Origin of the sequence: Actinoallomurus vinaceus (assembly GCF_039542055.1) — a bacterium.
Classification (GTDB): domain Bacteria; phylum Actinomycetota; class Actinomycetes; order Streptosporangiales; family Streptosporangiaceae; genus Actinoallomurus; species Actinoallomurus vinaceus.
In genome coordinates this window covers 454,242-473,822 of the sequence record NZ_BAABHK010000006.1, presented here as the reverse complement: position 1 = coordinate 473,822, position 19,581 = coordinate 454,242, and the positions used below count along the sequence as shown (strand labels likewise).

The window sequence follows — 19,581 nt, the reverse complement described above, 5'->3', positions numbered from 1 at the left end:
TCTCACGCCATCAGGCGGCGAGCGGAACCTGCGCGCCGGTGGGTGCACCGTTGTACCGGTCGATGACCTTGTTCAGCTGGATCTGGTAGTACAGCGTGCCGAAGCCGATCAGGCCCAGCAGGAAGCCCATGCCACCACTGCAGGTGGGCTGCAGGCCGGCGGCCCGCTGAGCCTCGCGGATGTGCCCGCCGAGGCTGATCCACGAGATGAGCGGCCAGATGTACAGCGTGATCCACCCGAACAGCAACGAGCAGATCGCCATCCCGGCGCTGATCTGACGGCGGCGGTCGAAGTTCGCCAGCTCGGCGTGGACCGAGTAGTACCAGACCAGGTTGTAGATGCCCAGGGTGATCAGCGGCAGGCCGAGCCAGACGCCGACCGGGTTGCGGCGCTTCATCTGGATGCCCATGAGAGCCGGCTGCCCGTGCTGCGGGGCGGCGACGCCGCCCTGCTGGGCGGGGACCATCTGCCCCTGGTACTGCTGCTGCTGCCCCTGGTACTGCTGCTGGGGCTGGCCCTGGTACTGCGGCTGCTGGGGCTGCCCCTGGTACTGCTGCTGGGGCTGGCCCTGGTACTGCGGCTGCCCTCCGGGGTACTGCTGGGGCGGGGGGTAGGGGTTACTCATAAAGGGGTTACTCCTGAGTTAGGGGATCACGGCCGTTCTCGGGCGGCCATAAGGGACATCTTTGATCGACGCGTCCGGAGATGCGGAGGTTCCCGGTGATTCGTTATTGCGGCAAGTGAATCGTTATCTCGTCCTCGATGGGAGGGTCAAGCTCGTGTTCGCGGCACCCGGTGGCGGCGAAACAGCGGATCCGCAACCGTTCCGGCGTCACGTCGAGACGCAGGAAGCTCTTGAACAGCGGCGGGTGGTTCGAATCGGACATCGGCGAGAGGAACCGCTGGTAGATGCGCCGTACCGGAAGCCGCAGCCGGGACCGGCGGTGCGGGCGCGGCGGCACGCCGAGCAGTGACGCGACGAGCCGGGCGCGCCAGGTCACCGCCGCCTCGGTCGCGCGGTTCGGCGGCATCTCCAGCCGCTGGGAGATCACGGCCGCCGCCTGGTCCTCGGTCAGTTCGAAGAACCGCCGCAGCCGCAGTCGCCTGCCGTACAGCCGGCTGTAGAAGGCCAGGCAGTCGCCGCGCAGCGGATAGCAGCGGAACTCCTTCTCGGTGACGCCGCCCACCCTCACCCGCGGGATGGTGTGGGTGGCGTGCATGAACGCGCCTCCGCCGCCCGAGACGATGTACTCGATGACGCGGTCACCGACCTGCACCGGATAGTGCTGGTAGTTGTGGATGTCGCCGCCGATCGCGGCGACGTAGTTGTTGGCCGGGTCGCGGACGATGTCGTCCACGGTGCCGCCGCCCGCGATCGGGCCGGGATGGTGGGCGTCGTCCACGTACAGCGGCTTGCCGGTGATGAGGATCTTCGGCCTGGGCCCCTGCGACACCCTGCGCAGCCAGGCGCCCTGGTCGGCGTCGATCCCGCCGAGGATGCCGGTGTCGATGCCGATGATGCGCAGCGGCCCGGCGTCCATCACCCAGTACGGGCCCGGCTGCACCGCCCGCTGTTCCGGCGCCGACCGCAGGGCCTCCCCCGCGGCGAGGAGCCGTTCGTCGGCGACGTCCGGCTCCTTCCAGAACAGCCGCCGCCACCACGCGGCCGACAGCGCCTTCGGCCGTCCGTCCGGCGACAGGGGCGGCGCGCCGCAGAAGACGTGCATGAAGCCGCCCAGGCCGTCGTACCAGTCGTGGTTGCCGGGCACGGCGTAGATCGGCGCGTCGTAGCCCTGATAGGGCCGGAAGAACTTCGCGGGGTACTCGTTCACGCTCCCCGTCGGATAGATCACGTCGCTGGCGATGATCGCGAAGCGGGTGCCCGCGCCGACCTTCTCGAAACCGGGCACCACGGCGTACTGCGAACCGTCGCCCTCGCCGGTGTCACCGAGGATCATGAACGAGAAGGAGTCGGGATCATCACGCGGGATCGCGAACTCCGGGTCGGCGCCGCGCGCGAGCTGCTCACCGACCCAGCGCGCCCGCTCATCGTCGGTGGGGTCACCGAACCAGCGCGCCAGCACGTCGTTGCGCGCCCGCCAGAGCGTCGCCGGCCGCGTCCAGGACAGGTCACGGGTGTCCGCGGGCAGCAGGGAGGTGTACGTTCCCGGCTCCCGGCACGTCCAGCCGGCATCGGCTGCGGAGTCGCGGGAAGAGGGGGGCACCGGGGCACCGTAACAGCGACCGTCACCGTATGTCCGGCGTTCGTCACAATCCGGCCAGATGGTCCGGCTTGTGGAGAGGCTCGCGGGTCAGGGAACCGTCGGCGGCTCATGCGAACCGGCGGGCGGCAGGTCGTACCCGTCCACGGGCTCCGGTGCGCGACGGCCCGCGGGCTCCGGTTCGTACCGGCCCGCCGGCTGTGGCTCGTACGGCGCGTACTGGACGCCGGGCCCGGGCTCGTAACGGCCCGCGGGCTGCGGTTCGTACCGCTCGGCGGCCGGCGGCTCGTACTGGCCGCCGGGCGAGGGCTCGTACCGCTCGGCAGGCGGCGGCTCGTACGGTCCGCCGGGCGAAGACTCTTGCCGCTCGGCGGGCGGTTCGTGTTGCGGGGACCGGCCGCCGGGCACGGGCTCCTGCCGCTCGGCGGGCGGCTCGTACTGGCCGGTCTGGGGCAGCCGCGGCCTGGCCTCGGGCGCCGCGCTGAGCAGCGTCTCCGCGAACGCGGCGATCTGGTCGGCGGGCATCCGGAAGGTGCCCTGGCACACGCCGCCGTTCCAGAGGCTCAGCACGACGACGCCGGCGTCGGGATGGCGGCTCAGCCGCAGGGCGCGGTCCGCTCCCCGGGCGTCGAAGAACACGTCGCCCTGCTTGGGCAACGGCGTGGCCGCTGACATGGGCCAAGTGTGTCCTTGCGGCCGACTGCCTGTCCAGACCGCGGGCGAAGAGGATGATCTTTATCACCCGGCGGCGACGAGCCCGGCTGGCACGAGTGAGCACCGGCCGACCCGGAGGCGCGTCAGCCCACCGTGAAGGCGTGCGAGTCGTCGGAGGAGACGATCTCACGCCCCAGCGGCAGCGACACCGGGATCAGCGTCAGCTTCTCGGCCGTGTACGGCCGGGCTTGCGGCTCGGGCGTTCACACCTTGTTGCGCTCCCCGTCGCGGCTGGCTGTCGTGCCGGGGTCGCATCTCCCTTCCCCCGAATGCCGGGGTCGGGGACGGGCATGCTGACGAATGCCCACGCCACACACGCCCGTTGCCGGACGTTCATGGCGGCGATGACGTCGGCGGGGCCAGCGAACCCGCACCGGCGACAACAAAAAGTATCCCGATCAGGCCGGTTGGCCCGACCGGTGTGCCCGCACCACGGCACAGGACACCGCTGAGAGGTGTAGGCCGGGTCCACTTCCACGAACGGCACCCCGGCCCGCAGGGCCTTGTACTGGAGGAACTCACCGAGCTGGTGGAACGGCCAGGAAGAGAGCGTGGCCCGCTGGTGCCGCCTGAGCCGTACCCGATCGCGTATCCCACTGAGTTCCTCCAGTGCGATACCGCGTTCGGTGCGTCGGGCATCGGCCACGATCTGCTTACTGATCTTGTGGTTTTCGTTGGATGCGTGTCGCGCTTCTCGCTGTGAGCGGCGGGCCAGACGGCGCGCGGCCGATCGGCTCCCTGCGGCTTTCTTGGTCTGTAGTTCGGTGCGCAACCGGGCTTGGCGTCTGCGATAGTGCTGCAGGCCCTTGCCCTGGTGGTTGTCCCCGTCGGAGGTGGTGGCCAGGTTCACGATCCCGCGATCGACCCCGATCCAATCGGTGGGTTCGGCCTGCGGGGCCTCTTCGACCTCACACGTCGCGATCAGGAAGAACACTCCGTCACGGCACGCCAGGTCGGTCTCGCCTTTGCGGTGGGCCGCCAGGAACTTCAACTGCCCGGGCTCGCCGGTGAAGGCGATGTTCCGGACCCGGCCCTGGGCAGTCCAGATCGAGATGGTCCGGGCGTCCATCTGCCACGACAGGCAGCGGTCATCGAACGGTTGCGCCGCATCAGCCCGGAAGGCGATGGGCTTGGAGACTGCCTTGCGGCGCCGAGGTGAATCCTCACCACCCAGCAGGCCCGCCTCGATCCGGGCGTGCAGGCTGGTGTAGGCGTCGGCGACCTTACGGATCACATGTAATGCCGGCTGCGCCGACAAACCCCGCGCCTTCAAATCCGCGTAGACGAGCTTTTGCAGCTTCTGCCGGGCGAACACACCCTGCTCGAACGCGAGCGCCGACACCTCATTGGCGGCGGCGTTGCACAGGGGCAGGGTCGCCGCGAGCGCCGCCGCCTGCTCAGGCGTCGGCAGCAGCTTCACCTGCACCATCAGCTTCACAGTCAGTGACATTACAAGTACGCACCGACATCGGCACCGAACTCCACGAATTCAACGCCGAACCCGACCACGCCCACCTGTCGAAGCGCCTATGGTCCCCGTCCTACTTCGCCGCTTCCTGCGGCCGCACACCCGTGGCGATCACGATCGCGGACATCACCGCGCGTCGCCCCGCCGCACCACCGTCTTGCCGAACGGCCACAGGCGCGAAGACGCCGATCCGGAAGGCCGCAATCCCGACGGGGTCGTTCCCGGTACGCTCCTGATCGCGCTACAAGACCGCAACGGTTCCGTCTGAGCACCTAACCAACTGATACTTGTCTTGGCAGGCAATGCTGGCGGAGCGACCTGGAGAGGTGCCGATCATGAAGCTGATCAACCTGCTACTGAACATCCTGTGGCTGTTCTTTTGCGGCATCTGGATGGCGCTCGGCTACGTGATCGCTGCACTGATCTGCTTCATACTGATCGTCACCATCCCGTTCGGCATTGCGTCGCTGCGCATCGCTGGGTTCGTCCTGTGGCCGTTCGGCCGCACCACTGTGGAGCGGTCGAACGCCGGGGCGCCGTCGTTCATCGGCAACGTGATCTGGGTGATCTTCGCGGGATGGTGGCTGGCTCTGGGACACCTGATCACGAGCATCCCGCTGTTCCTGTCGATCATTGGCATCCCGTTCGGGTGGGCCAATTTGAAGCTCATCCCAATCTCGCTCATGCCTTTGGGGCGTGACGTGGTACCTACCGATCAAGGGTTTGCCGGGCGTTAGAGTCTTCACTCCCAAGCCCGAGCATTGGCAAGCATGACAAGGAAGTCATTCCCCGACATGGCACCGGAACAGCAGGCTGCCATACAGGCGATCCCGTCCAGGAAGTAGCCGAGCGCCAGCCAGAACCCAGCAAACATCAGCCAGATGACGTTCAGGATCGTCCTCATCTGCCGGCTCTTCTCCCGATCCGATGTCGGTCATCCGGTCATACCTACGATCACGGCCGCCGATTCCCGCCGTCCTGAGAGCCGGACTCAGTGCGTTCGCACGACGGTGGAGACCTGCGTCGCGTCGTCATCGGGGTCGCGGTCCGGGCCACCGCCGACGGCGGCGATCCGGCCACGCGTGATGAGTTCGCCACGGGTCTCCGGCAGCACTCTGACGTCGAACCGCGCGGCCAGCGACCTGCCGGGTTCGAGCCGGCGCACGACGAGGGCGGCCTCCCGGGCACCGGTGTATCCGTCGACGCCGGTGGGCAGCCACGCACCGGTCCGTACGGTGCCGGCCGGCAGGGCGCTGCGCACCGTGATCGGTCCGGGGGTTCCGGGGCCGTGGTTGGTCAGGCGGATCGAGTACGAGAACCGGCCGCCGGGCCGGACCGTGGACGGCGCGGCGATGGACAGCTCCAGGTCGGCCGGACGGTTCAGGCGTTCGTCGGTGAGCGCTCCGCTCGGCTCCGGCGTCCGGCCGAGCCCCTCCGCGGCGGTCCGGTCTGCGTCGCGCGGAGCGGTCTGGCTCGGGCCGCGGTAGGCGGTCGGGGCGTGGTACGTACTCGGGACGGGCCGGCGGTACGGATTCGGGCCGCGGAGCGTCGTCCGGGCCGAGGGGGCCGGCATCGCCCGCGCGGAACCGTACCGGGTGGGTGTGCGGGCGGACGGGTGTTCCGTCGCGTGCCGGTCCGCGAACGGCGTCGGGACGCGGTGCCCCACGCGGGCCCACGGGACATACCGGGCCGGCAGCCCTCCGGCGGGCTGCCCGTCCTGCCTGGACGCCAGGGCCGCCAGGACCGGCAGGCCCACCGCGATGCCCGCCAGTGCGGCCAGCGCGTGCTTCAAAGTGATCGCCCCCGAATCACGGATCACAACGGGGAACGTACCGCCGTTCCCGTCTCGGACCGGTAAACCTCGCGCCAAGTGTCAGGCCGGATCGGCGATGACGTTGAGGGCGCCGGGCAGCACGCGGGCCGTCGCCGGGAGCGTGCCGAGCAGCTCGCCGTCGGCGCCGTACGGGATCTCCCGGTCGGCCTCGACCAGCACCTCGCGGCCCCGCAGGACCTCGATCTCCGGGCGGCGTACGTGCGTGCCCTGCGGCAGTTCCCGCATGACGCTGAAGAACAGCCGCTTGGGCGCGTGCCGGATGATCACGACGTCGAGCAGCCCGTCGTCGAGCGCCGCGTCGGGTGCGATGTGCAGCCCGTAGCCGTAGTAGCCGGAGTTGGCGACGACGACCGTGTAGCCGCGTTCTTCGTGGAGCTCGCCGTCGACGGTGATCCGGTACGAGACCGGGCGCCAGGTGGCGATCGCGCGCAACGGGCCGAGGTAGTACGCGAGCGATCCGGGCAGCCGGGTCAGCCGGTTGATGTGGGCGTTGGCGACGGAGTCGACCCCGCCGTACACGCTGCCCGCGACGACGCGTGCCGCGCCGCCCGGCGACGTCACCTCGATCGCGTCGATCCGCCGGGGCTCGGCCTCCAGCAGCAGCGCGGCGAGCCGGTCCGGCTCGTCGGGCAGCCCGAGCTGACGCGCGAAATCGTTGCCCCGGCCCGCGGGCAGGATGCCCAGCAGGCCGTCGGTGCCCGCCAGCGCCCCGGCCAGTCCGCCGACCATGCCGTCGCCGCCCGCGGCGATGACCGCGTGGCCCTTGTCCGCCGCCGTGCGCGCGAGCTCGGCCGCGTGCTCGAGGCTGCGGCTGTACTCCACGGTCATCTCCGCGCCGGCCTCGCGCAGCAGCCGCGCGACCGGGATCAGCCGGGCGGCCGCGTCGCCGCCCGCCGCAGGGTTCACCACGGCGGTGAACGATCGCATCCTCAGCACCCTTCTCCCGATACCCGCAGGCCCGGCAGCGTGCGGGCCCTCCGCCGGATCGTACGGGTCATCGGCACGGCGCGTGGCCTGTCCCGGACCGTAAGGGTCGCCGACACGGCACGGCCGTGCCGAATCGTACGGTCGCCGAACGTCGCAGCGCCCGCGCCGGACCGTACCGTCACCGGACGTCGCGGCGCGCGCCGGACCGTACGGTCACCGGCACGTCGCAGGCCCCGCCGGACCGCGCGGTCATCGGCGGACCCCGCTCGGGTCGTGCGGGTCATCCGCGGGCGGGAGGGATCAGCACGCCCGGGTTGAGGATCCCCGCCGGGTCGAGCCGGTCCTTGACCGCCCGGAGCATCTCGACGCCGAGCGGCCCGATCTCGTCGACGAGCCGGTCACGGTGGTCGGTGCCGACGCCGTGGTGATGGCTGATCGTGCCGCCCGCCTCGATGATCGCGTCGTTGACCGCGGCCTTGGCGCGCCCCCACCGGGTGAGCGGCTCGTCGCCCTGGGCGGTGACCACGGTGAAGTACAGCGAGGCTCCGTCGCGGTAGACGTGCGAGATGTGGCACATCACCAGGGAGGACGGGAGCTCGCGGGCGAGCGTCAGCCGCACCGCCTCCTCGAGCCGGGGAAGGTCCGACCAGAAGCCGGCGGTCTCGAGAGTCTCGGCGAGGGCGCCCACGTCGAGCAGGGCGTCGCGGAGGTACGGCGCGGAGAATCGCCCGGCGGCCCAGCTCTCCCCCGGGCCCTCGCCCAGTGGATTCCCGCCGTGCGCGCGCAGGACGGCGTGGGCGCCGGCGCGGCGGCCGGCCACCTCCTCCGTCGCGCCCTCGTACCCGCATACGGCCAGGCAGCCGTCGCCGTTCGCCTCGCCGATCTCGTCGGGCCGGGCCAGGCCGATCATCGTCTCGGTCTCGTCGGACAGCCGGAGCACGGTCGGCAACGGTCCGTCCTGGGCCAGGGCCCGCACGGCGGCGGTGCCCTCCGCGAACGACGCGAACCGCCAGCCTTCGTACCGGCGGACCTCCGGCAGCGGACGGACCCGCGCGGTCACGTCCGTGATGACGCCGAAGGCACCCTCGGAGCCGAGCACGAGCTGGCGCAGGTCGGGGCCTGCCGCGGACTTGGGAGCCCGGCCGAGGGTCAGGGTGCCGCGCGGGGTCGCGACGGTGAGCCCGGCGACCATCTCGTCGAACCGGCCGTACCCCGCCGACGCCTGGCCGGACGACCGCGTCGCGGCGAACCCGCCGATGCTCGCCCACTCGTACGACTGGGGGTAGTGGCCGAGCGTGTAGCCCCGCTCGGCGAGCAGCGCCTCGGCGCGCGGGCCGCGCAGGCCTGCCTGCAGCGTCGCCGTGCGCGACACGGCGTCCAGGGCGGTGAGCCGGTCGAGGCGGCGCAGGTCGAGCGCGACGACCCCGGCGAACGACTCCCCCTCCGCCGTGAGCCCGCCGACGACCGACGTGCCGCCGCCGAAGGGGACGACCGCGATCCGCTCGCGCGAGCACTGCGCCAGCACCGCGAGGATCTCCTCGTGGTCGCCGGGGAGCACGACGGCGTCCGGGGCGTCGCGCGCGTCGCCCGCGCGGATGCGCAGCAGGTCCAGGGTGGACTTGCCGCGGGTGTGCCGGATCCGCGCCTCGTCGTCGGTCCGCACGTGGTCGGGGCCCACGATCTCCTCCAGGGCCCGTGCGCAGGCGCGCGGCGCGGGCGGCGCCAGGTCCTCCAGCGGCACCGGCGGGGCCGGGTCCGGCCGGACGCCGAGCAGCTCCCGCAGCAGCCCGACGACGGAGTCGGGCAGTCGCGTGGCCCGATCCGGATCGCCCCAGCCGTTCCACAGCATCGCCGTCAAGGCCTCCCCTTCCTCCGGGCATACTCGCCCTTTACACTGTGACACATGACGTCCATTCGTCACAAGAAGGACGCGATGCTCGACGCCGCCCGCGACTGCGTCCTCGCGGTGGGAGTACGGCGCACGACCCTCACCGACGTGGCCCGCCGGGCCGGCGTGTCCCGCATGACGATCTACCGGCGCTGGCCGGACGTGAGCACCCTGGTCGCCGACCTCATGACCCGCGAGTGGGCCGGGGTGGTCGCCCCCGTCGCCCCGCCCGCCGACGGCGGCCCGGTCCGCCCCCGCGCGGTGGAGGCCCTCGTCGCCGGGGTCGCGGCGCTCCGCGAGCACCCGCTGTTCCTCAAGATCCTCGAGGTGGACCCCGAGATCCTGCTGCCCTACCTCCTCCAGCGGCGCGGCACCAGCCAGGACGCCATGCTGCGCGCCTTCGAGAAGACCCTGCGTGCCGGCCACCGCGACGGGACCATCCGCGCCGGCAACCCCGCGCGGCAGGCCCGCGCCGTCCTGCTCATCGTGCAGTCCTTCGCCATGTCCGGGCACATCGTCACCGACGGCGGACCGGCCCTGTCGCCGGAGGACTTCGACGAGGAGCTGCGGCAGATCCTCGAGAGGTACCTCGCCCCATGACATCCCCTGCCACGTCCTCCCTCAACGCCGCCCGCCGCGCCCGCGACCTCGCGGCGCTCGCCGAGAGCGAGGTCGTCGACGTCCTGGTCGTCGGGCTCGGCGCGACCGGCGCCGGCGCCGCCCTCGACGCCGCCTCGCGCGGCCTGTCCGTGGCCGCGATCGACGCGCACGACCTCGCCTTCGGCACGTCGCGCTGGAGTTCGAAGCTCGTGCACGGCGGCCTGCGTTACCTGGCCTCCGGGCAGTTCGGCGTCGCGCACGAGAGCGCGGTGGAACGCGGCCTGCTGATGGAGCACATCGCACCGCACCTCGTGCGGGCGCTGCCGTTCGTGCTGCCGCTCACGCCCCTGGTCTCCGGCTCCTCGGCCGCCGCGGCCATGGCCGGGATGCGGGCCGGCGACCTGCTCCGGCTGACCGCGCGCACCCCCCGGGCGATCCTCCCCCGGCCGCGCCGCCTGTCCGCGGTCGAGACGCTGCGTCTCGCCCCGGCGCTGCGCTCGTACGGGCTGCGCGGCGGGATCCTGTCCTGGGACGGCCAGCTCACCGACGACGCCCGCCTCGTCACCGCGATCGCGCGGACGGCCGCCGCGCACGGCGCGCGGATCGTCACCCGCTGCCGGGCCCTGGCCCTCACCGGCGACGGCGCGCACGTCCGGGACGAGCGGACCGGGGAGGAGCTCGTCATCCGGGCCCGCGCGGTGATCAACGCGACCGGGGTGTGGGCGGGCGGGCTCGCCGAGGGCGTACGGCTGCGGCCCTCCCGCGGCACCCACCTCGTGCTGCGGGCCGAGGCGCTCGGCGCGCCGCAGTCCGGGCTCCACCTGCCGGTTCCGGGGGCGTCCGGGCGGTTCGCGCTCGTCCTGCCGCAGGAGGACGGCAGGGTCTACGTCGGCCTCACCGACGAGCCCGTGGACGGCCCGATCCCGGACATACCGCAGCCCACCGAGGCCGAGATCGGGTTCCTCCTCGACCTCGTCGACTCGGCGCTGGAGGTGCCCGTGCGCCGCTCCGACGTCGCGGGCGCGTACGCCGGGCTGCGCCCGCTGCTCGACGGCCCCGGCGGCCGGACCGCCGACCTGTCGCGGCGGCACGCCGTGCTGAGGGGCGCGAACGGCGTCGTCACGATCGTCGGCGGCAAGCTCACCACGTACCGCCGGATGGCCCAGGACGCCGTCGACGCGGCGATCGAGGAGCGCGGCCTCACGGCCGGGCCCTGCCGGACCGCCCGCCTGCCCCTGGTCGGCGCCGCGACCGGCCTGGAGCTCGGCCGCCTGACCGCGCCCGCGCGCCTGGTTCGGCGCTACGGCGCGGAGGCGCCCGCCATCGCCGCGCTCGCGGCGGCGGACCCCTCCCTCCTGGAACCCATCGCGCCGGGCTCGGCCATCATCGGGGCCGAACTGGTCTGGGCGGTCCTGCACGAAGGCGCCCTTGACGAGTCGGACCTCCTCGACCGCCGCACCCGTATCGGCCTCATCGCCGCCGACCGGGAGGCCGCCCTCCCCGCCGCCCGCCGCGCCCTCGCGCACGCGCCGGCCGGCACCGGCTCCCGCTGAACGTGCGCGGAAGCGTCGTCACCCGGCGGTGAGGGCGACGTTGATGATCACCAGCGCCCGACCGGATCCGAACCCGGGGAAACGCCCGCTGTGCGGGCGGACCGCCGGACTCGCTCATCGCGCCGGGGCGACGCATTCGAGGTGGATGTGCGACCGTGACGCCGGCGCCGTGACAGCCTCGCTGGAGACCGTGACGCGCGGCTCGGAGGCGCCGAGACGGGCGGCGACGTCGCCCAGGTCCGCGCCCGGGACGTCGATGTGCACGGTGAGCCGGCCGGGTGGGCGGGGGTCGGAGGCCATCTCCACCCGCGCGCCCGCCAGCCGGTCGGCGGGAATCAGGTCGAAGATCTGCTGGAGCACCGCGCCGACCTGGTGCGCGATCCCCCCGTCCGGGAGGTCCGCCCCACCGCTCAGGGTGATGACGGGACGCGCGGTGCCCGGCCCGTACGCGCGTTCGACCGCTCGTACGATGCTCGAGCGGATGCCGGGGGCGGTCCAGACCGGCGGCCAGAGGTCGAGCATCGCGCCCCGGAAGTCCTTGATCGCCTCGTCCAGGCCGGCGATCGCCTGTTGGATCATGCGGACGGCCCCCTCTTCGTCCACGTGCGCCTGGACATGGCCCAGTGCGCCGTGCAGGTCGAGGCCGACCGCGAACAGCCGGCGGATGAGCGTGTCCACCCGCTCGTGCGGGGCCCCGGCGAGGTCGTCGCCGGAGGCTCCGAGCGTCGGGTCCGGAAGCATGGGATCGACGAACGGCAGCCTGGGCTGGTCGGATGCCGGGGCGTTCCCACCGTACGGTTCCTCGGCGCGGCTCACACCGTCCCCCCTTCGCGCGATCCGCTGCGGGGGCAGCGCCGCGCAGGTCTGTCCGATTGATGGGGGATTGCGCTTTACATACTCCTACCCGACGGACGGCCGGATGCACATCTCCACCGCGGGGTAGGGCTTGAAGGAGAACGGCCGCTGACAAGCGCGGGGTGGTCATCGTGGGTTGGAGCCGTCAGGGAGTACGGCTGCCTTTCACCGACCGGGCGGAGGCCGGACGGCTGCTCGCGGAGCAGATCATGCCTCTGCGGCTGGCCGATCCGCTCGTCCTCGCGTTGCCCCGCGGCGGCGTTCCGGTGGGCCGCGAGATCGCGCGCCGCCTGGACGCGCCGCTCGACGTCCTGGTGACGCGCAAGATCGGCTGTCCGGGCCAGCCGGAGCTGGGCGTCGGCGCGATCGCCGAGGGCGGGGATCCGGTCTTCGACGCCGACCTCATGCGCCGCGTCGGCCTGACCGAGCGGGACCTGGACGAGACGGTACGGCGCGAGCGGGCCGAGCTGCGGCGCCGGATCGAGGCCTACCGGGGAGACCGGGCGCTGCCGCCCGTCAAGGGGCGGGACGTCGTGGTCGTCGACGACGGGCTGGCCACCGGAGGGACGGCGCGTGCCGCGCTCGCGGCGGTCCGGGCGGGAGATCCGGCAAGGCTCGTGCTCGCCGTGCCGGTCGGAGCGGCCCAGACGGTCAAGGCGCTGGCCGGCGACGCGGACGAGATCGTGGTGCTGGCCGCCCCCTGGACGTTCCGCGCGGTGGGCCAGTGGTACGTGCACTTCGACCAGCTGTCCGACGAAGACGTGCAGAGGCTCCTGTGAGGATCCCGGCGGCGGGCGTGTCGCTCGAAGCGGACCTGACCGACGGCGAACGCGGTCTGGTGGTCTTCGCGCACGGCAGCGGCAGCAGCCGCCGCAGCCCTCGCAACCGGCAGGTCTCGGCCGCGCTGAACACGGCGGGGTTCGGCACTCTGCTGTTCGATCTGCTCACGCCGGAAGAGGAGCTCGAAGACACCCGGACGGCCCGTTTGCGCTTCGACATTCCGCTGCTCGCACGACGACTTTCCGCCGTCGTGGACTGGGCCGGAACCCGGCCGATGGGCCTGTTCGGGGCGAGTACGGGAGCGGCCGCGGCCCTGGTCACGGCGGCCGAGCGCCCGGACGAGGTGGCGGCCGTGGTATCCCGGGGCGGCCGCCCGGACCTCGCCGGCGAGGCTCTAGCGGTCGTACGTGCGCCTACACTGTTGATCGTGGGCGGACGCGACCTGGAAGTGCTCTCGCTGAACGAGCGGGCGGCCGCGCGGATGCCGGCCGAGAAGGCGATCGTCGTGGTACCCGGTGCGGGCCACCTGTTCGCCGAGCCGGGCGCTCTCGAGGAGGTCGCCCGGCTTGCGGAAAACTGGTTCGCCCGCCATATGAGGGGGTGAAAATTCTGGATTGCTCGGCGCTCTGGCCGACCGGCCCGCGATCGGGCCCTCGTCGCGAAGCCGCAGGTAGCGGGGGGACGCTACGCGGCGTTGGCGCGACGCATGCGACGGCGACGCTCGGACGCGCGCTCGTCTTCGTTCAGACCGCCCCAAGTGCCATACTTCTCGGGCCGGGAGACGGCGTAGTCAAGGCAGTCGGTGCGCACGGGGCAGCGCATGCACACGGCCTTGGCCTTACGCTCGCGGATCTCACGCTCCGGCTGACGCTCGCCGTCGGGGCCGAAGAACAGGATGAGGTCCTCCCCCCGGCACTCGGCAGCGTCCTGCCAGCCCCAGCTGGGACGGGGGAGGTTTGCCTGCCGACGTACCTGAGCCATAGAACTACCACCTCGTAGCTTGCTGGGTGAGCAAATTTCGGTCACGGGCGCCATATCAGTAAGAACGCGCGCAAAACCTTGCAACGTCTTGAAGGGCCGTGATGTTCCCTGAGAGCCGCCGTGTCCGCACGGGAACGACGAATAGGGCCTCGCAGAGGCTACACGAGGGCCGCCCCGTTGAGAAGGGCCACCTCCCTTTTAACATACGTGGCGAGGTTCTCCGAACATCCCGGACCGCACGCGCCGGGGTCCACGCGCTCGACCCGGACGCGGTATCGCGCCAGGCCGGCGCGTACGACGGCGGTGTCGGCGATCATGGACTCCACCGTCACATCCGCCACCGCGACGATCCCGGTGTGCTCGCGGACGAAGTGCTCGGCGGCCTGCACGGGCTCGGGCAGACCCGCCCGGCCGCGGTAGCGGTCGAGCGTCACCTCGCCGCGATGGTACGCCCGCGCGGCGGCCACGGCGCCCTGCTCGTCCAGGTCCCCGTAGTACAGGCCGTGCGGGAGGCAGACGAGGTTGGCGGCGTAACGGTCGCCTCCCACGTGTGTCGTTTCCCACACCTGATCGCCGAAGCGCTCGCCGAGGGCGCGGGCCAGCGGCGCGCCGGTACGCGCGCAGCAGGCGTTCCGCCGCCCGTGGGCGCAGACCAGCAGCAGCGGATCCGCGACCGGCGGGCCGAACCCGGGGGCGCGCCCCGCGGCCACCGACGCCAGGTCCAGGCCTGCCAGCTCCGCCGGATCGGCCAGCTCCCGCCCCTCCAGCCACGGCGTCACGGGCCGGCCGTCCGGGGCGGTGTCGCCGGAGAACCCGGTGTACACCCACAACGGAGGCGTCGCGCGGCGCCGACCGGGAACCCGGATGAACTGGGCGCGCACGCCGTGCCGCGCGGCCCGCGCCAGCGCCTCGGCGACCGGCTCGGGTAGGTCGGTGTCCTCGATCCGTTCGGCCCAGGGACCCGGGTGCTCGATGAGCAGCCACGAACGCGCCTTCGTCGTGGCGCTGGCCAGGCACGGGCGCTCCCCGGTATGGCTTCCGGGGCAGTGGGTGCAGCGGCGGTCCGCCAAGGAGTCCCCCGTCGATCGGATGAGGTCGGGGATCGGCGGCGCCGATCCGATTAGGTAACCCTAACCTAACCCTTCGTCGCGCGATCTAACTTCTCCGGAGCCCATGCGCCCTGGTGACGCGCCGGTGACGGGGCGGTGAACCGACGGCGCGGACCCGGCCGTGCCCGGGGATACCCGCGAGAACGCCGTGCCGGGCGTCATACAGTGGCGTCCCGTGCGCCGCCGCCGGCGGCCGACGTCGCCGGACCGGCGCCGCCGGCCACGCGGAACGGAGCACGATCCCGCGTGGTGAGCCCCCTTTTTGAGGACGATGGTGACGAAAGTCTCGATGCGCGCTCCGGCGGTCGTCGCGGGAGCGGCGCTGCTGCTCGTCGCGGCCGGTGACCTCGCGCGCCCGGCGCCGCGGGCGTCGTCGGCGGCACCCGCGATCGAGGCGGGCGCCTCCGGCTGCGGCACGGGCCGGCCTCCGCTACGCCTGGGCCCGCAGGCTTTGCCGATGCGCAACGACGGTGACACCGCGGCCGACGTCACCCTCATCGACCCCGCGACGGGCGGGGTGTACGCCGAGGCCGAGGGGGTGGGCCCCGGGACCACCCGCACGCTGCGGATCACGCTCGGCCCGGGCGCGTACGCCTTCCACTGCGTGCAGGACGGGCCCGGCGACCCCGTCACCGGTCCCGTGACCCGGATCACCGGCTCCGGACGCGGCGCCGCCGCGATCGTCCCCGTCTCCGAGAACGACCTCTACGCGCCCACGCGCTCGTACCAGGCGTACGTCGCCGCGGGCCTCGACCGCCTGGTGGAGCGCACCGACGCCCTCCGCTCGGCCGTCGACGACGGCGACCTCGACGCGGCGCGCGCCGCCTGGACCCCGGCGCACCTGGCCTACGAACGCCTCGGGGCGGCGTACGGGACCTTCGGCGACTTCGACGGCAGCATCGACGGCCGTACGGAGGGGCTGCCCGGCGGCGTGCACGATCCCGGGTTCACCGGATTCCACCGCGTGGAGTACGGCCTGTGGCACGGCGAGTCCGCGTCCTCCCTGGCCCGCGTCACCGACCGTCTCGCCCGGGACGTCCGCGCCCTGCGGTCCGACTTCCCGAACGAGCGCATCGACCCGGCCGACCTGCCCCTGCGGGCGCACGAGATCCTGGAGAACACCCTGCAGTTCCAGCTCACCGGCGAGGCGGACCAGGGCAGCGGCACCACGCTGCGCACGTCCGAGGCCAATCTCGAAGGCACCCGGGAGCTGGTGGACGTGCTCCGCCCGCTGCTGCGCCCGCGTTACCCCGGCCTGGCCGGGGTCGACGCCGGGATGGACCGGATGGCCGCGCTGCTGAGGGGACGGTCGTCCGTCGACCGGCTCTCACAGGCCGACCGCGAACGCCTGAACGGCACGGTGGGCGAGCTCCTCGAACGGCTCGCCTCGATCGCCACGATCTGCGCCCCACGGCGGCGCTCCCAGGGAAGCGGGGGATGATGACCGACCGCCGATCCTTCCTGCGCGGCGCGCTGGCCGCCGGTGTGGCCGGGGCCGTGGCGGGTCCGTCCGCGGCCGGCGCGGCTTCGCCCGCCCGAGCCACCGAGGCGGCGACGCGGCCGTTCCACGGCGAGCACCAGGCGGGCATCCTGGAGCGGACGCGACGGCGGACCGTCGTCGTGTCCTTCGACGCCACCGCCGCCGGCCGTAGTGAGCTGACCGAGCTGTTCCGCACCCTCACCGACCGCGCCCGCGCCCTGACCGGCGGAGGAGCGCCGGGCGACACCGGCATCGCCGCGCCGCCCGCCGACTCCGGCGTGCTCGGGCCCGACGTGCCCGGGGCCGGGCTGCTGGTGACGGTCGGCGTCGGCGCGTCGCTGTTCGACGACCGGTACGGGCTGGCGGGCCGCAGGCCGCCCGGGCTGACGCAGATGCCCATGTTCCCCAACGACGCGCTCGAGTCCGCGTGGTGCCACGGCGACCTCAGCCTGCAGCTGTCCGCCGACGACGACGACACGGTCGTGCACGCGCTGCGGGACGTCGCCCGGCACACGCGCGGCGCCATGCAGGTGCGGTGGCGGATGAACGGCTTCTCCAGCCCGCCCCGGCCCAGCGGCACGCCGCGCAACCTCATGGGGTTCAAGGACGGCATCTCCAACCCCGACGTCGCCGACCCGCGAGCGATGAGCCGCCTGGTCTGGGCGGCCCCGGGGACCACCGGGAAGGGCCGGAACGCGCCGGAACCGGCCTGGACGGCCGGCGGCTCGTACCTCGTGATCCGGCTCATCCGGATGCTCGTGGAGTTCTGGGACCGCGTCGGGCTCGACGAGCAGGAGCAGATGTTCGGCCGCAGCCGCGACACCGGCGCCCCGCTCGACGGGAACCACGAGCTGGACGAGCCCCGCTACGCCGCGGACCCGATCGGCAAGGTCATCCCGCTGACCAGTCACATCCGGCTGTCGAATCCCCGGACGCCGCAGACCGCCGACAGCCGGATCCTGCGCCGTGGCTTCAACTACGACCGGGGCGTGGACGCGGTCGGCGACCTCGACATGGGGCTGATCTTCACCTGCTACCAGCAGGACGTCGCCCGGCAGTTCGAGACGGTCCAGCACAGGCTCAAGGACGAGCCGCTCACCGACTACATCCGGCCGTTCGGCGGCGGCTACTTCTTCGCGCTGCCCGGCGTCCGGGACTCCACGGACTTCTTCGCCCGCGCCCTCCTGAGCTGACCCCTGACGGGGCATGAAGCCCGAAGTGGGCGAATCACCCCGTTCGAGGGACAGATACCCCCAGGATCGGATAAAGATCAGTTAAAGATTCTTGAAGGAGTCATGGGGAGCTGTTTACGTCCTCGTCACCATACGTCAGCGTGATCGTCGACCCGGCCCGATGGGATCCCGGCTGTCCGGGACTCCGCCCGAGGACCGGCGCAGCAGAACCTTCACAGGAGGAAACACGATGGGTCCCGGAAAGTGGAAGGGCCGGCGGTCGGCGTTGATCGCCGGCTCGGTGGCCGCGGCCGGAGCGCTCGCGCTCGCCACGGTGCCGAGCTGGGCGAGCGGCGAGCAGCACCAGGGTGCCTCGCTGACCGCGGCCGAGAGGCCCGTCCGCACCAATACGCCGATCAAGCACGTCGTCGTGCTGTTCGACGAGAACATCTCGTTCGACCACTACTTCGGCACCTACCCGAAGGCCGCCAACACCGACGGGACGAAGTTCACCGCCGCGCGGCACACGCCCCGGGTCGACGGGCTGACGAAGAAGCTGCTCACGAAGAACCCGAACCAGTACAACCCGAAGCGCCTCACGCCTGCCCAGGCGATGACCTGCGACCAGGACCACGGGTACGCCAACGAGCAGAAGGCCGTCAACGGCGGCGCGATGGACAAGTTCGTCCAGTCCACCGAGAAGGACAAGTGCACCGGCCAGCCGATCCTGTTCGGCGAGCCGGGCCTGGTGATGGACTACTACGACGGCAACACCGTCACCGGGCTGTGGAACTACGCGCAGCACTACGCGATGAGCGACAACTCCTGGGACACGGTCTTCGGCCCGTCCACCCCGGGGGCGCTGAACCTGATCTCCGGGCAGACGCACGGCGGCTACGCGGTCGACCCGGTCAAGCACGCCAAGGTCAGTGACTCCTACGTCGTGCAGTCCCCGGACAAGGACGGCGTCGGCACGGTCATCAACGACCCCGACCCGGCGTTCGACGACTGCTCGGGCAGCAACCACACCTCGAAGAACAACCTGGCCGTGATGACCGGGAAGAACGTCGGGGACCTGCTCAACGAGAAGAAGGTCACCTGGGGCTGGTTCCAGGGCGGCTTCCGCCCGACCGGCACGGCGAACGGCTACGCCGTCTGCGGCGCGACGCACCAGAACGTCGGCGGCAACACGGCCACCGACTACAGCCCGCACCACGAGCCGTTCCAGTACTACAAGTCGACGGCGAACGAGAAGCACCTGGCGCCGTCCTCGGTCGCCGCGATCGGCCACACCGACCAGGCCAACCACCAGTACGACCTGAGCGACTTCGACTCGGCGCTCGCGGCGAACAACCTGCCCGCGGTCAGCTTCCTGAAGGCGGCCGAGTACCAGGACGGCCACGCGGCCTACTCCGACCCGCTCGACGAGCAGCAGTTCGTCGTGAACACGATCAACAAGCTCCAGAAGTCGCCGGAGTGGAAGTCCACGGCGGTCGTCATCGCCTACGACGACTCCGACGGCTGGTACGACCACAAGGCCCCGAAGATCCTGAACGGCTCGGCGGACGCCGCGGCGGACCAGTCCGCGCTGTGCGGCACGGCCAAGGCGGCCGGCGGCTACCAGGACCGCTGCGGCCCCAGCCAGCGTCTCCCGCTCCTCGTCATCTCGCCGTACGCGAAGGTCAACCACGTCGACCACCGCTACACCGAGCAGACGTCGGTGCTGAAGTTCATCGAGGACAACTGGGGCGTCGGCCGGATCGGCGACGCGTCGTTCGACCAGCGGGCCGGCGGCCTGTGGGGCATGTTCGACTTCTGGCACCCGCGTGCCGGTCGCCTGATCCTCGACCCGAAGACGGGCGCGCCGGTCTCCGGCTGATCCGCAGTCACCACCCTTTCCCGGAAGCCCCCGCCTCGGCGGGGGCTTCCGCCGTACGGGCGCCGGTTCCGGGCTCATGGCGTGGCGCCCTCGCGAGCGCTCCGGCGGAGTCCTAACGT

Annotated in this window: 19 protein-coding genes; 8 read left to right on the top strand and 11 right to left on the bottom strand. The window is 72.1% G+C overall.

All coding sequences use genetic code 11. The features are described 5' to 3' along the window. Positions 1–10 precede the first annotated feature (10 nt). From ABEA24_RS23835 to ABEA24_RS23820, 4 genes are all read right to left on the bottom strand, one after another. Positions 11–625 (bottom strand): DUF4234 domain-containing protein, encoded by a 615-nt coding sequence (locus tag ABEA24_RS23835; RefSeq protein WP_345433219.1) that lies wholly within the window; start codon positions 623–625, stop codon positions 11–13. Between the two features lie 103 nt (positions 626–728). Continuing rightward, entirely contained in the window at positions 729–2,225 is a 1,497-nt protein-coding gene (locus tag ABEA24_RS23830; protein ID WP_345433218.1) for a metallophosphoesterase family protein, read from the bottom strand. Between the two features lie 87 nt (positions 2,226–2,312). After that, positions 2,313–2,897 carry a hypothetical protein gene (locus ABEA24_RS23825; RefSeq protein ID WP_345433217.1) on the bottom strand — a complete coding sequence of 195 codons (585 nt, stop codon included), beginning with the start codon at positions 2,895–2,897 and terminating at the stop codon, positions 2,313–2,315. 199 nt (positions 2,898–3,096) lie between these two features. Next, positions 3,097–4,365, bottom strand: a complete 1,269-nt coding sequence (locus tag ABEA24_RS23820) for an RNA-guided endonuclease InsQ/TnpB family protein (RefSeq protein WP_345433337.1) — start codon at positions 4,363–4,365, stop codon at positions 3,097–3,099. A gap of 374 nt (positions 4,366–4,739) precedes the next feature. On the opposite strand from ABEA24_RS23820, the gene ABEA24_RS23815 reads away from it, so the two are divergent. Next, positions 4,740–5,141: a YccF domain-containing protein gene (locus tag ABEA24_RS23815; protein WP_345433216.1), complete on the top strand. Its 402-nt coding sequence runs from the start codon at positions 4,740–4,742 to the stop codon at positions 5,139–5,141. Positions 5,142–5,146: 5 nt separating this feature from the next. Here the strand turns inward: ABEA24_RS23815 and ABEA24_RS23810 are convergent, their stop codons facing one another. From ABEA24_RS23810 to ABEA24_RS23795, 4 genes are all read right to left on the bottom strand, one after another. Beyond that, complete coding sequence (locus tag ABEA24_RS23810) at positions 5,147–5,308, bottom strand: YccF domain-containing protein (protein ID WP_345433215.1); 162 nt, start codon at positions 5,306–5,308, stop codon at positions 5,147–5,149. An 87-nt stretch (positions 5,309–5,395) separates the two neighbouring features. Continuing rightward, a complete protein-coding gene (locus tag ABEA24_RS23805; protein WP_345433214.1) occupies positions 5,396–6,223 on the bottom strand; it encodes a hypothetical protein in 828 nt (275 codons plus the stop codon). Between the two features lie 54 nt (positions 6,224–6,277). Continuing rightward, positions 6,278–7,165 carry a diacylglycerol/lipid kinase family protein gene (locus tag ABEA24_RS23800; RefSeq protein ID WP_345433213.1) on the bottom strand — a complete coding sequence of 296 codons (888 nt, stop codon included), beginning with the start codon at positions 7,163–7,165 and terminating at the stop codon, positions 6,278–6,280. A 280-nt stretch (positions 7,166–7,445) separates the two neighbouring features. Beyond that, complete coding sequence (locus tag ABEA24_RS23795) at positions 7,446–9,014, bottom strand: FAD-binding oxidoreductase (RefSeq protein WP_345433336.1); 1,569 nt, start codon at positions 9,012–9,014, stop codon at positions 7,446–7,448. 54 nt (positions 9,015–9,068) lie between these two features. On the opposite strand from ABEA24_RS23795, the gene ABEA24_RS23790 reads away from it, so the two are divergent. Together ABEA24_RS23790 and ABEA24_RS23785 are read left to right on the top strand one after the other, a co-directional pair. Next, entirely contained in the window at positions 9,069–9,653 is a 585-nt protein-coding gene (locus ABEA24_RS23790) for a TetR/AcrR family transcriptional regulator (RefSeq protein WP_345433212.1), read from the top strand. After that, positions 9,650–11,206 carry a glycerol-3-phosphate dehydrogenase/oxidase gene (locus ABEA24_RS23785; protein ID WP_345433211.1) on the top strand — a complete coding sequence of 519 codons (1,557 nt, stop codon included), beginning with the start codon at positions 9,650–9,652 and terminating at the stop codon, positions 11,204–11,206. The genes ABEA24_RS23790 and ABEA24_RS23785 overlap by 4 nt, the downstream gene beginning before the upstream one ends. Positions 11,207–11,320: 114 nt before the next feature. Here ABEA24_RS23785 and ABEA24_RS23780 read toward each other — a convergent pair whose 3' ends face one another. Next, positions 11,321–12,022 carry a hypothetical protein gene (locus tag ABEA24_RS23780; RefSeq protein WP_345433210.1) on the bottom strand — a complete coding sequence of 234 codons (702 nt, stop codon included), beginning with the start codon at positions 12,020–12,022 and terminating at the stop codon, positions 11,321–11,323. Between the two features lie 170 nt (positions 12,023–12,192). Here ABEA24_RS23780 and ABEA24_RS23775 point away from each other — a divergent pair, with 170 nt between their 5' ends. Both ABEA24_RS23775 and ABEA24_RS23770 read left to right on the top strand, forming a co-directional pair. Next, entirely contained in the window at positions 12,193–12,840 is a 648-nt protein-coding gene (locus ABEA24_RS23775) for a phosphoribosyltransferase (RefSeq protein ID WP_345433209.1), read from the top strand. Positions 12,841–12,857: 17 nt separating this feature from the next. Further along, complete coding sequence (locus ABEA24_RS23770) at positions 12,858–13,445, top strand: dienelactone hydrolase family protein (RefSeq protein ID WP_345433208.1); 588 nt, start codon at positions 12,858–12,860, stop codon at positions 13,443–13,445. 80 nt (positions 13,446–13,525) lie between these two features. Here the strand turns inward: ABEA24_RS23770 and ABEA24_RS23765 are convergent, their stop codons facing one another. Together ABEA24_RS23765 and ABEA24_RS23760 are read right to left on the bottom strand one after the other, a co-directional pair. Continuing rightward, positions 13,526–13,822, bottom strand: a complete 297-nt coding sequence (locus ABEA24_RS23765; protein ID WP_345433207.1) for a WhiB family transcriptional regulator — start codon at positions 13,820–13,822, stop codon at positions 13,526–13,528. 158 nt (positions 13,823–13,980) lie between these two features. Beyond that, on the bottom strand, positions 13,981–14,892 hold the full coding sequence (locus tag ABEA24_RS23760; RefSeq protein WP_345433206.1) for a ferredoxin family protein: 912 nt from the start codon (positions 14,890–14,892) through the stop codon (positions 13,981–13,983). A 313-nt stretch (positions 14,893–15,205) separates the two neighbouring features. Between ABEA24_RS23760 and ABEA24_RS23755 the strand changes: the two genes are divergently transcribed. The 3 genes from ABEA24_RS23755 to ABEA24_RS23745 all read left to right on the top strand — a co-directional run bounded on the left by ABEA24_RS23755 (position 15,206) and on the right by ABEA24_RS23745 (position 19,462). Further along, complete coding sequence (locus ABEA24_RS23755) at positions 15,206–16,372, top strand: EfeM/EfeO family lipoprotein (RefSeq protein WP_345433205.1); 1,167 nt, start codon at positions 15,206–15,208, stop codon at positions 16,370–16,372. Next, positions 16,369–17,604: an iron uptake transporter deferrochelatase/peroxidase subunit gene (efeB, locus tag ABEA24_RS23750; protein ID WP_345433204.1), complete on the top strand. Its 1,236-nt coding sequence runs from the start codon at positions 16,369–16,371 to the stop codon at positions 17,602–17,604. The genes ABEA24_RS23755 and efeB overlap by 4 nt, the downstream gene beginning before the upstream one ends. Positions 17,605–17,833: 229 nt before the next feature. After that, positions 17,834–19,462: a phospholipase C gene (locus ABEA24_RS23745; protein ID WP_345433203.1), complete on the top strand. Its 1,629-nt coding sequence runs from the start codon at positions 17,834–17,836 to the stop codon at positions 19,460–19,462. Positions 19,463–19,581: the final 119 nt, after the last annotated feature.

What these genes read in the sequence shown, in the direction of transcription:
- ABEA24_RS23825 (WP_345433217.1), bottom strand. Translation starts at nt 2,897, where the DNA reads ATGTCAGCGGCCACGCCGTTGCCCAAGCAGGGCGACGTGTTCTTCGAC.
- ABEA24_RS23765 (WP_345433207.1), bottom strand. Translation starts at nt 13,822, where the DNA reads ATGGCTCAGGTACGTCGGCAGGCAAACCTCCCCCGTCCCAGCTGGGGC.
- ABEA24_RS23820 (WP_345433337.1), bottom strand. Translation starts at nt 4,365, where the DNA reads ATGGTGCAGGTGAAGCTGCTGCCGACGCCTGAGCAGGCGGCGGCGCTC.
- ABEA24_RS23785 (WP_345433211.1), top strand. Translation starts at nt 9,650, where the DNA reads ATGACATCCCCTGCCACGTCCTCCCTCAACGCCGCCCGCCGCGCCCGC.
- ABEA24_RS23745 (WP_345433203.1), top strand. Translation starts at nt 17,834, where the DNA reads ATGGGTCCCGGAAAGTGGAAGGGCCGGCGGTCGGCGTTGATCGCCGGC.
- ABEA24_RS23800 (WP_345433213.1), bottom strand. Translation starts at nt 7,165, where the DNA reads ATGCGATCGTTCACCGCCGTGGTGAACCCTGCGGCGGGCGGCGACGCG.
- ABEA24_RS23835 (WP_345433219.1), bottom strand. Translation starts at nt 625, where the DNA reads ATGAGTAACCCCTACCCCCCGCCCCAGCAGTACCCCGGAGGGCAGCCG.
- efeB (WP_345433204.1), top strand. Translation starts at nt 16,369, where the DNA reads ATGATGACCGACCGCCGATCCTTCCTGCGCGGCGCGCTGGCCGCCGGT.
- ABEA24_RS23815 (WP_345433216.1), top strand. Translation starts at nt 4,740, where the DNA reads ATGAAGCTGATCAACCTGCTACTGAACATCCTGTGGCTGTTCTTTTGC.
- ABEA24_RS23790 (WP_345433212.1), top strand. Translation starts at nt 9,069, where the DNA reads ATGACGTCCATTCGTCACAAGAAGGACGCGATGCTCGACGCCGCCCGC.
- ABEA24_RS23795 (WP_345433336.1), bottom strand. Translation starts at nt 9,014, where the DNA reads ATGCTGTGGAACGGCTGGGGCGATCCGGATCGGGCCACGCGACTGCCC.
- ABEA24_RS23810 (WP_345433215.1), bottom strand. Translation starts at nt 5,308, where the DNA reads ATGAGGACGATCCTGAACGTCATCTGGCTGATGTTTGCTGGGTTCTGG.